Raw genomic sequence first — 10,453 nt, 5'->3', positions numbered from 1 at the left:
AACCGGGGGTGTGGTCCCAGGGCAGGGTCCGGTGGTACAGCACGAAGTCCAGCTCGCCCTCGGCCAGTCGGGGGTAGTCCACCCCGGCGCAGGAGGCGCCCGGACCCACCTCGGCGAACCGGTCCACGGCGGCCTCAACGCGCTCTCGCGCGCTGGGGGAGAGGAACCGGGACTGCACCGCTCCGCGCATCCGCGCGGGTTCGCCCGGCGCGGGCTCTCGACGCAGTCGACGCCCGTCGCACCAGGCCCCGGATCCGAGTTCGGCCGTGTAGACACGGTCCTGGGTCGGGCGCAGGATCCACGAGGCCACGGCCTCGCCCTCGCGCACCAGGGCGGCCATCACCGCGAAGTCCTCCGAGCCGCGTACGAAGTTGCGGGTGCCGTCCAGTGGGTCGACCAGCCACACCGCCGGTTCGTCGGCCAGTGCCCGGAGCAGTTTCGGCTCGGTGGAGGTGGCCTCCTCGCCCACGACCGGAACGTCCAGGAGTTCGCGGAGTCTGCGGGTGATGGTGGCCTCGGACTCTCGGTCGGCCACGGTGACGATCTCGCCGGGGGCCTTCTCGGTCACCTCGTCCCGTCCCAGGGACCGAAAGCGCGGCAGGATCGACTCCTGCGCGGCCTCGCGGAGGATCTTGGTCACGGCGTCGATGTCGATCGTCATGGCCGACAGCCTACGACCGCGCGACCCGAGGTCCGGGCCTGGGCCCCGGTGTCATTCCCAGCGGAACAGACGCGAGGCCGACAGCCCGCACACCAGGGTCCACGCGACCAGGACCAGGAAGGTGCCCGCGGACGGCAGGGCACCGTGCGCGAGCAGCTCGCGCAGCCCCGAGGCGAGCGCGGTGATCGGTAGCACCGAGACCGCCTGTTCCATCGGGGCGGGGAAGCTGCTGGTGGGGAAGAGCACACCACCAAGACCCAGCAGGAGCACGTACACCAGGTTGGCTCCGGCCAGGGTCGCCTCGGCGCGCAGCGTGCCCGCCATCAGCAACGCCAGCGAACTGAACGCCGCGGTGGCCAGCAGGACCAGGAGCAGGGCGGCGAGCACACCGGCCGGGCTCAACGTGGGGTTCCAGCCCAGCAGGACCGCGACCACGCACAGGATGGTGATCTGGATGGTCTGCACGGCCAGTACGGCCAACGTCTTGGCGGCCAGCAGCCCGAACCGGGACAGCGGGGTCGCGCCCAGTCGTTTGAGCACGCCGTATCGCCGTTCGAAACCGGTGCCGATGGCGAGCCCGGTGAACGAGGTGGACATGATCGCCAGGGCCAGGATGCCGGGGGTGAGCGCGTCCACCCGGGCGCCCTCGCCCACGTCCAGCACGTTGACCAGGCTGAACCCGACCAGCAACAGCACGGGGATCACCATGGTGAGCAGGAACTGCTCGCCATGGCGCAGCATCACCCGCAGTTCCATCCGGGCCTGGGAGGCGATCATGCGCCACATGGGCGCGGCGCCCGGTGCGGGGGTGAACAGCCCGGGGTCCCCCGAAAGGGTCGGTGCATCTGAGTCGGCGACGGTCGCGCCAAAGGTGTGCTCGGTCATCATCAGTCGCGCAGTTCCCGGCCGGTGGTTTCGAGGAAGACGTCTTCGAGGGTACGCCGTCGTACGCGCAGGTCCTCGGCGAGGACTCCGGCCGAGGCGCACCAGGCGGTCACCGTGGCGAGGAACTCCGGGCCCAGGTCAGCGGGGTCGTCGGCGGTGACGGTGTGTTCGTGCCGGCCTCCCGCGACCACCGTGGACACCGTCCCGCCCTCGGGCAGGGCGGCGCGCAGGGCGTCGACGTCGATGGGGGCGCCGGTGGAGAAACGCACGTCGCGGCGGCGACCGGTGAGTTCGTCCGGTGTGCCCTCGACGACCACCGCGCCGTGGTCGATGATCACGACGTGGTCGGAGAGGCGTTCGGCCTCTTCCATGTGGTGGGTGGTGAGGATGACCGCGACGCCCGCGGTGCGCAGCGCCGACACCAGGTCCCAGGTGGCCATACGGGCCTGGGGGTCCAGCCCGGCGGTGGGCTCGTCGAGGAAGACGATCTCGGGGCGGCCCACGACGGCGCAGGCCAGGGACAGGCGCTGCTGCTGTCCGCCGGACAGGCGGCGGAAGGGGGTGCGGCCGGCGGAGGTCAGACCGAGCCGCTCCAGGAGCAGGTCGGGGTCGATGGGGCTGGCGTGGAAGGAAGCCATGAGGCGCAGCCACTCGGCGGCGCGGGCGCCGGTGGGCACGCCACCGGACTGGGGCATCACGCCGACCCGGGGCTTGAGCTCGGTGGCGTCGCCGATCGGGTCCAGGCCCAGTACGCGCACGCTCCCACCGTCCGCGCGGCGAAAACCCTCGCAGATCTCGATGGTGCTGGTCTTGCCCGCTCCGTTGGGGCCGAGCAGGGCGGTCACCGCGCCCGGACGCGCGGTGAACGAGAGGCCCGTGACGGCCTTGGTGGAGCCGTAGTGCTTCACCAGGTCGACGACTTCGAGGGCGGCTGTGTCCATGAGGCCTGAGTTTACGTGCGCTCCGTCATGGGGCCTCACCACCCCGCCCGGAGCCGGAGCGCGGGGTGCGCGCGGTGCCGAAAAGGAATGATGGTGCATAATCACTCCGTTGTGCACTGACGGGCCCGATTCGTCGCAAGTCGAACGGAAACGCGATCGCATGGTGGGATCGGAATCTCGCCATCCAAGACGAATGATCGAATTCGACGGCCGGGGATATTCGGTCACACGGGTCGCATCCGTGCGAAACCCCAGATTAGGCAAGGCTGACCTTCGTGACGAAGCGCATGAGGTCGGGTTTGCCTAGGTGGACTTATTTACGGCACACTGATGTTGTCTAAAGACAGAGCCGGTAGTGAGTGAGGGGGGAGTCGCATGTCCGAAGCGTCCAGCGCGCCCCGCCCCATCAACGGGCCCGATAACGGAACCCGCGCCCGTGTCGCCCGGCTCATCTTGGAGAAGGGGCCGATCACCGCCTCCGACCTGGGGGAAAGGCTCGGTTTGACTCCGGCGGCCATTCGCCGTCACCTCGACAACCTCACCACTGAGGGCATGATCGAAGCCCGCGACGCCAGGCCCACGCCGGGCCGTCGCCGTCGTGGTCGTCCCGCCCGAGTCTTCGCCATCACCGAAGCCGGACGTGACGCCTTCGTTCACGCCTACGACGACCTCGCGTCCAACGCGCTGCGCTTCCTGGCGCAGAGCGCCGGTCCCGAGGCCATCGGGGAGTTCGCCCGTAGCCAGGTCGCCGACCTGGAACGACGCTACAAGCCCTTGCTGGACGCCGTCCCCGCCGAACAGCGGGTCCGGCTCTTGGCCGAGGCGCTCTCCAACGACGGTTACGCCGCCAGCGCGGGCCAGGCGCCCGCACCCGGTGGCGGTGACCAGCTGTGCCAACACCACTGCCCCGTCGCGCACGTGGCCGCCGAGTTCCCGCAACTCTGTGAGGCCGAGATCGAGGCCTTCGCGCGGCTACTGGGCACACCGGTGCGCAGATTGGCCACCATCGCCCACGGCGACGGTGTGTGCACCACCCACGTCACCCCTCGGGGGGATGTGGCGGGCGGGGAAGAACACGCCCCCGCGACCACCAGCGCCCGCCGCACGGCGGGCGGAGGATCGCAACACAAGGACGTCTGAGTCCAGGAGGAGTCCGCGCACATGACTTCTGTCGCGCACCCCGAGCTCGAAGGGCTCGGAACATATGAGTACGGCTGGGCCGACTCCGACGCGGCCGGTTCCTCGGCCCGTCGTGGCCTGAACGAAGAGGTCGTTCGGGACATCTCGGCGAAGAAGGATGAAGCGGAGTGGATGACCAAGCTCCGTCTCAAGTCGCTCAAGCTCTTTGACAAGAAGCCCATGCCCGACTGGGGCGCGGACCTGTCCAAGATCGACTTCGACAACATCAAGTACTTCGTGCGGTCCACGGAGAAGCAGGCCACCTCCTGGGAGGACCTGCCCGAGGACATCAAGAACACCTACGACAGGCTGGGCATCCCCGAGGCGGAGAAGCAGCGTCTGGTCGCCGGTGTCGCCGCTCAGTACGAGTCCGAGGTCGTCTACCACCAGATCCGTGAGGACCTGGAGGAGCAGGGCGTCATCTTCCTGGACACCGACACTGCTCTGAAGGAGCACCCGGAGATCTTCGAGGAGTACTTCGGCTCGGTCATCCCGCCCGGTGACAACAAGTTCGCCGCGCTGAACACCGCCGTGTGGAGTGGTGGGTCGTTCATCTACGTGCCCAAGAACGTGCACGTGGAGATCCCGCTCCAGGCCTACTTCCGGATCAACACCGAGAACATGGGCCAGTTCGAGCGGACGCTGATCATCGTCGACGAGGGCGCCTACGTCCACTACGTCGAGGGCTGCACCGCGCCGATCTACAAGACGGACTCGCTGCACTCCGCGGTCGTCGAGATCATCGTCAAGAAGAACGCCCGCTGCCGTTACACGACCATCCAGAACTGGTCGAACAACGTCTTCAACCTGGTGACCAAGCGCGCCATCGCCGAAGAGGGCGCCACCATGGAGTGGGTCGACGGCAACATCGGCTCCCAGGTCACCATGAAGTACCCCGCCGTGTACCTGATGGGCGAGCACGCCAACGGCGAGACCCTGTCCATCGCCTTCGCCGGCGAGGGCCAGCACCAGGACACCGGCGCCAAGATGGTGCACTGCGCGCCCAACACCACCTCCAAGGTCGTGTCCAAGTCGGTGGCGCGCGGTGGCGGCCGCTCCTCCTACCGCGGCCTGATCCAGGTCCAGGAGGGCGCCCACCTGGCGAAGTCCTCGGTGGAGTGCGACGCGCTGCTGATCGACACGATCAGCCGTTCCGACACCTACCCCTACAACGACCTGCGCGAGGACGACACCGAGCTCGCGCACGAGGCCACCGTCTCCAAGGTCAGCGAGGACCAGCTCTTCTACCTGATGAGTCGGGGGATGGGCGAGGAAGAGGCCATGGCCATGGTCGTTCGAGGTTTCGTGGAGCCCATCGCCCGGGAGCTCCCGATGGAGTACGCGCTGGAGCTGAACCGTCTCATCGAGCTCCAGATGGAAGGATCGGTTGGTTAAGTTGACGACCACGAACACCGAACCCAAGGCGCACAGCCACGGGCTGGGCCAGATCCCGGTCTCGAAGCTGGACACGCACGGTTCCCACGACGTGAACGACTTCCCCGTCCCGAACGGACGGGAGGAGGAGTGGCGCTTCACGCCGATGCGTCGTCTCAAGGGTCTGCACGACTGGAAGGGCGAGGCCGACGGCACCGACGAGACCGTCGTCGACGCGCCCGAGGGCGTCACCGTCGAGCAGGTCGGTCGGGACGATGAGCGTCTGGGCGGCGCGGGTCTTCCCGTGGACCGCGTCATCGCGCAGGCCTACAGCGCCTTCGAGCAGGCCACGATCGTGACCGTGCCGCGCTCGCTGGTGGCCGACAAGGCGATCACGATCGACCGCAAGGGTCTGGGCGGCACCGCCTTCGAGCAGCTCGTCATCGACGTGCAGCCGATGGCCGAGGCCACCGTGATCATCACCAACACCGGTACCGGTGTGCGCGCGGGCAACCTCGACGTGCACGTCGGTGAGGGCGCCAGGCTCAACCTGGTCAGCCTCCAGGACTGGGACGACGACGCGGTCGAGGTCAGCCAGCACAACGCGCGGGTGGCCAAGGACGCGAGCTTCAAGTCGGTCATCGTCACCCTGGGCGGGGATCTGGTCCGTCTGTCGCCGCGCGTGTCCTACACGGGTCGCGGCGGCAACGCCGAGCTCTACGGGCTCTACTTCGCCGGTGACAAGCAGCACCACGAGCACCGTTCGCTCATCGACCACAACCTGTCGCACACCCGCTCCCGGGTGGACTACAAGGGCGCGCTCAACGGTTCCGGTGCCCACACCGTCTGGATCGGTGACGTGATCATCGGCGAGGGCACCGAGGGCACCGACTCCTACGAGCACAACCGCAACCTGCAGCTCTCCGACGACACCCGTGTGGACTCCGTTCCGAACCTGGAGATCTTCACCGGTGAGGTCCAGGGCGCGGGCCACGCCAGCGCCAGCGGGCGTCTGGACGAGGTCCACCTCTTCTACCTGCGCTCGCGCGGTATCCCGGAGGAGGAGGCCCGCCGCCTGATCATCCGCGGCTACTTCCTGGACATCGTCAACCGCATCGACGACGAGGAACTGCGCGAGCGGGTCATGGAGAAGGTCGAGCGAAAGCTTGCCGCACATGAGTGAGCAGGGCGGTTGGACCAAGGTCGCCGAGCTCGACGAGATCCCCGAGGAGGGGGTCCTGGGGATCGAGACCGACGACGAGACGCCCATCGCGCTGGTGCGCACCGAGGGTGAGGTCTTCGCGCTGCGAGACGTGTGCTCGCACGCGGAGGTCCGCCTCTCCGAGGGCGAGGTCGAGGACGGCACCATCGAGTGCTGGCTGCACGGTTCGTGCTTCGACCTGCGTTCGGGGGCGCCGATCAACCCGCCCGCGACCCAGCCGGTCCCCACCTATGACGTGAAGATCGACGGCGACGACGTGCTCGTTTCGCTGGATGAGAAGAATTCCTGAGGCCTGAAATGACGAAGTTCGAAATCCGCGGTCTGCGCGCCGACGTCCTCATCGGTGAGGACGAGCGTCGCGAGATCCTCAAGGGCGTTGACCTGACCATCAACTCCGGTGAGACCCACGCCATCATGGGCCCCAACGGCTCCGGCAAGTCCACCCTCGCCTACGCGATCGCCGGTCACCCGCGCTACGAGATCACCGAGGGCGAGGTTCTCCTCGACGGGGAGAACGTCCTCGACATGGAGGTCGACGAGCGGGCCCGCGCCGGCATGTTCCTGGCCATGCAGTACCCGGTCGAGGTCCCGGGCGTGTCCATGTCCAACTTCCTGCGCAGCTCGGTCACGTCCGTGCGCGGCGAGGCTCCCAAGCTCCGTCAGTTCTCCAAGGAACTGCAGGGCGCCATGAAGAACCTGGCCATCGACTCCTCCTTCGCCGCCCGCGGCGTCAACGAGGGCTTCTCCGGTGGTGAGAAGAAGCGGCACGAGATCCTCCAGCTGGAGCTGCTCAAGCCGAAGGTCGCCATCCTGGACGAGACCGACTCCGGCCTGGACGTCGACGCGCTCAAGATCGTCTCCGAGGGCATCAACCGCGCCCAGAGCGAGAACGACCTGGGCGTCATGCTCATCACGCACTACACCCGCATCCTGAACTACGTCACGCCCGACTTCGTGCACGTCTTCGCCGACGGGCGCATCGCCGAGTCCGGTGGCCCCGAGCTGGCGCAGGTGCTGGAGTCCGACGGCTACGAGCGTTTTGTGAAGGCGGGCGCGTAACACATGAGTGATCGCGAGCTGGGACCGCTCGACGTCGCGGCGATCCGGGAGGACTTCCCGATCCTCTCCCGGACCGTCCGTGACGAGCGCCCGTTGGTGTACCTCGACTCCGGGGCTACCTCGCAAAAACCCCGGCAGGTGCTGGACGCCGAGCGTGAGTTCTACGAACGCCACAACGCGGCGGTGCACCGGGGAGCGCACCAGCTCGCGGAGGAGGCCACCGACGCCTACGAGTCGGCCCGAGAGACGATCGCGTCGTTCATCGGGGCCGACTCCGACGAGGTGGTGTTCACCAAGAACGCCACCGAGGCGGTCAACCTCGTCGCGTACGCGATGAGCAACGCCGCCACGGCCGAGGACGACCTCCAAAGGTTCCAGGTGGGTCCGGGCGACGAGATCGTCGTCACCGAGATGGAGCACCACGCCAATCTGGTGCCCTGGCAGCAGTTGTGCCGGCGCACCGGGGCGACGCTGCGCTGGTTCTCGGTGACCGACGAGGGTCGCCTGGACCTGTCGGACCTGAACGAGCTGGTCAACGAGCGCACGAAGCTGGTGGCGTTCGCGCACCAGTCCAACGTGGTGGGAACGATCAACCCGGTCGCCACCATCACGGCGCGGGCCCGTGAGGTCGGCGCCCTGGTGTTGCTGGACGCCTGCCAGTCGGTGCCGCACATGCCGGTCGACGTCGCGGCGTTGGACGTCGACTTCCTGGCCTTCTCCGGACACAAGATGCTCGGTCCCAACGGGATCGGGGTGCTCTGGGGGCGCCGGGAGCTCCTCGCCGCGATGCCGCCGTTCATCAGCGGTGGTTCGATGATCGGCGTGGTGCACATGACCCACTCCACCTGGGCCGATCCGCCCCAGCGATTCGAGGCCGGTGTGCCGATGGCCCCCCAGGCCGTCGCCCTGGCCGCGGCCTGTGACTACCTGTCGAAGGTGGGCATGGACCGTGTCGCCGCGCACGAGCACGAACTCACCGAGTACGCGCTCAAGCTGGTGGGCGCGATCGAGGGCGTACGGATCGTCGGTCCCACGGAGGCCGTGGACCGGGGCGGCGCGGTGTCGTTCGTGGTGGAGGACATCCACCCGCACGACCTGGGCCAGGTCCTGGACGACCGGGGGGTCGAGGTGCGGGTGGGCCACCACTGCGCCTGGCCGCTGCACCGTAAGCTCGGTATCGTCGCGACCACGCGCGCGTCCTTCTACCTCTACAACACGCTGGAGGAAGTGGAAGCGCTCGCGGAGGCCATCCGGGCCGCCCAGAGGTTCTTCGGGACCCGGGCCTAGCAACGAGGATTCTGCCTGACCATGCAGCTGGACGCGATGTACCAGGAGATCATCCTGGACCACTACCGGAACCCGCACCACAAGGGCCTGCGGGATCCGCACGACGCCGAGGCGCATCACATCAACCCCACCTGTGGGGACGAGGTGACGCTTCGCGTGGCGTTGACCCCTGCCTCCGACGGTGCGGTACTGGACGAGAAGGCGACCGTCAGCGACGTCTCCTACGAGGGGATGGGCTGTTCGATCAGCCAGGCCAGCACCTCGGTGCTGACCGACCTCCTCATCGGGAAGTCGGTGGCGGAGGGGATGCGTACCCTGGACGCCTTCACCGAGATGATGCAGTCCAAGGGCAAGGGTGAACCCGACGAGGACGTGCTGGAGGACGCCGTGGCGTTCGTCGGCGTGTCCAAGTACCCGGCCCGGATCAAGTGCGCCCTGCTGGGGTGGATGGCCTGGAAGGACGCGGTGTCGCAGTCCTTCGAGAAGGAAGGCGCCTGAATGAGCGAGAACGACAGCACGACGACCGAGACCGCCGAGAAGCCCGAGACGGCTCCGCTCACCCCTGAGCAGGAGGCGCTGTCCGAGGAGATCGGCGAGGCCCTCAAGGACGTGATCGACCCCGAGCTCGGGGTGAACATCGTCGACCTGGGTCTGCTGTACGGGGTGAACGCCGACGACAAGTCGATCACCCTCGACATGACCCTGACCAGTGCGGCCTGCCCGCTGACCGACGTCATCGAGGACCAGGCCACCAGCGCCCTGGACGAGTTCGAGCGCGACGTCAAGATCAACTGGGTCTGGATGCCGCCGTGGGGTCCGGACAAGATCACCGACGACGGTCGGGACCAGCTGCGCATGCTGGGCTTCAACGTCTGACCTGAGCGGACGTGCGAGCGGGCCGGGACCCTTTCGGGGGCCCGGCCCGTCGTCGTGTGTGCGAGGGGGTCGATCCGCTCAGCAGCGGTCGAAGGGGAGGCGGGCCAGTTCCTGGACCTGGTGGGCGACCTCGTGGGCGGTGCGCGCCGGGCGACGGAAGGGGATGCGCACGTCGTGGTCGCCCCCGGGGCTCTCCAGCCGCAGACGCAGGCCGTAGCGGTCCACGCCCAGGGGACGCGGGCGGCCGTCGGGCAGCGGCACGGGGCAGTGCTGGACCACCGCTTCGAGCAGGTCGGCGTGGTCCTGCTCCAAGTGCCGCAACCACGGGCCCTCCCACCGGTCGAAGGGGGCGGGCCTCAGGGAGGTGAACTCTCCCGGATCCAGCAGGTGACAGCCGTCGTGGTCGGAGTAGACCACCAGGTGGGGCAGCAGGACGATCATGGTGCGCCCGTGACCCAGGTCGAGGAGGCGTTCGTCGGGGTCCCCCTCCGACACCGCGAGGGCACGGTCGCGGGCTTCGGCGGCGGGCGGCAGGCTCAGGTCGCCGTTGATCCACAGCAGGGATCGGGTCCGGTCGCGCAGGTCGACGGGGGCGGTGTCGGTGAACTCGATGGTGGCTTCGAGTCCGTCGGCGTCGATCTCTCCCAGTACTCGGTGCTGGTCCGGCACGAGCAGGGTGATCTCCCCATCGGGACCGGTGTGGCAGGCGGGTCCGGTCAGGTGCAGGGAGACGTCGGAGGTCGTGACCGTGGCGGGGTTGGGGCGCGCCAGGACCGAACGGGCCCTTTCGGCGGGGGTCGGCGCCAGGGTGTGCGTGAACAGCAGGATCACCTCAGCTCTCTTAGGTAAGGCTAACCTATATCCTTTCGGGGTGTCCTGTCACGTCGACGTCGGTGTGAAAGAGCTGCGAAGACGCCGGACACGACGAAGGCCCACGGCCGGAGGATGTCCGGTCCGTGAGCCTCGTGT

Annotated in this window: 12 protein-coding genes; 8 read left to right on the top strand and 4 right to left on the bottom strand. The window is 68.2% G+C overall.

Features of this window, described 5'->3' with window-relative positions:
- The 3 genes from K8V84_RS22135 to K8V84_RS22125 all read right to left on the bottom strand — a co-directional run.
- The coding region (locus K8V84_RS22135) for an inositol monophosphatase family protein (RefSeq protein WP_304078254.1) at positions 1-661 on the bottom strand (661 nt) is incomplete at its 3' end.
- Positions 662-712: 51 nt separating this feature from the next.
- Positions 713-1,546 carry an ABC transporter permease gene (locus K8V84_RS22130; protein WP_304078257.1) on the bottom strand — a complete coding sequence of 278 codons (834 nt, stop codon included), beginning with the start codon at positions 1,544-1,546 and terminating at the stop codon, positions 713-715.
- A 2-nt stretch (positions 1,547-1,548) separates the two neighbouring features.
- Positions 1,549-2,487: an ABC transporter ATP-binding protein gene (locus K8V84_RS22125; RefSeq protein WP_304078253.1), complete on the bottom strand. Its 939-nt coding sequence runs from the start codon at positions 2,485-2,487 to the stop codon at positions 1,549-1,551.
- 375 nt (positions 2,488-2,862) lie between these two features.
- Here K8V84_RS22125 and K8V84_RS22120 point away from each other — a divergent pair, with 375 nt between their 5' ends.
- The 8 genes from K8V84_RS22120 to K8V84_RS22085 are packed head-to-tail and all read left to right on the top strand — an operon-like array spanning position 2,863 to position 9,484.
- Positions 2,863-3,627 (top strand): metalloregulator ArsR/SmtB family transcription factor, encoded by a 765-nt coding sequence (locus K8V84_RS22120; protein ID WP_304078250.1) that lies wholly within the window; start codon positions 2,863-2,865, stop codon positions 3,625-3,627.
- Positions 3,628-3,648: 21 nt separating this feature from the next.
- Positions 3,649-5,061, top strand: a complete 1,413-nt coding sequence (sufB, locus tag K8V84_RS22115) for a Fe-S cluster assembly protein SufB (RefSeq protein ID WP_304078248.1) — start codon at positions 3,649-3,651, stop codon at positions 5,059-5,061.
- Between the two features lies 1 nt (position 5,062).
- The gene (sufD, locus tag K8V84_RS22110; RefSeq protein WP_304078245.1) at positions 5,063-6,223 is read left to right on the top strand and encodes a Fe-S cluster assembly protein SufD; all 1,161 of its coding nucleotides are present in this window, start codon (positions 5,063-5,065) and stop codon (positions 6,221-6,223) included.
- Positions 6,216-6,551 (top strand): non-heme iron oxygenase ferredoxin subunit, encoded by a 336-nt coding sequence (locus tag K8V84_RS22105; RefSeq protein ID WP_304078241.1) that lies wholly within the window; start codon positions 6,216-6,218, stop codon positions 6,549-6,551. Before sufD ends, K8V84_RS22105 begins: the two co-directional genes overlap by 8 nt.
- Before the next feature lie 8 nt (positions 6,552-6,559).
- Positions 6,560-7,321 carry a Fe-S cluster assembly ATPase SufC gene (gene sufC / locus K8V84_RS22100; protein WP_304078239.1) on the top strand — a complete coding sequence of 254 codons (762 nt, stop codon included), beginning with the start codon at positions 6,560-6,562 and terminating at the stop codon, positions 7,319-7,321.
- A 3-nt stretch (positions 7,322-7,324) separates the two neighbouring features.
- On the top strand, positions 7,325-8,608 hold the full coding sequence (locus tag K8V84_RS22095) for a cysteine desulfurase (RefSeq protein ID WP_304078237.1): 1,284 nt from the start codon (positions 7,325-7,327) through the stop codon (positions 8,606-8,608).
- Between the two features lie 21 nt (positions 8,609-8,629).
- Positions 8,630-9,106, top strand: coding sequence for a Fe-S cluster assembly sulfur transfer protein SufU (gene sufU, locus K8V84_RS22090; protein ID WP_304078234.1), 477 nt, complete (start codon positions 8,630-8,632; stop codon positions 9,104-9,106).
- Positions 9,107-9,484: a metal-sulfur cluster assembly factor gene (locus K8V84_RS22085; protein WP_304078231.1), complete on the top strand. Its 378-nt coding sequence runs from the start codon at positions 9,107-9,109 to the stop codon at positions 9,482-9,484.
- Positions 9,485-9,562: 78 nt separating this feature from the next.
- Here the strand turns inward: K8V84_RS22085 and K8V84_RS22080 are convergent, their stop codons facing one another.
- The gene (locus K8V84_RS22080; protein ID WP_304078228.1) at positions 9,563-10,315 is read right to left on the bottom strand and encodes a DUF2470 domain-containing protein; all 753 of its coding nucleotides are present in this window, start codon (positions 10,313-10,315) and stop codon (positions 9,563-9,565) included.
- Positions 10,316-10,453: the final 138 nt, after the last annotated feature.

The organism is Nocardiopsis listeri (assembly GCF_020741345.1).
In the GTDB taxonomy this organism is placed as follows: Bacteria; Actinomycetota; Actinomycetes; order Streptosporangiales; family Streptosporangiaceae; genus Nocardiopsis; species Nocardiopsis listeri_A.
The sequence above is the reverse complement of the archived record's forward strand: the minus strand, read 5'-3'. Positions and strand labels throughout refer to the sequence as shown.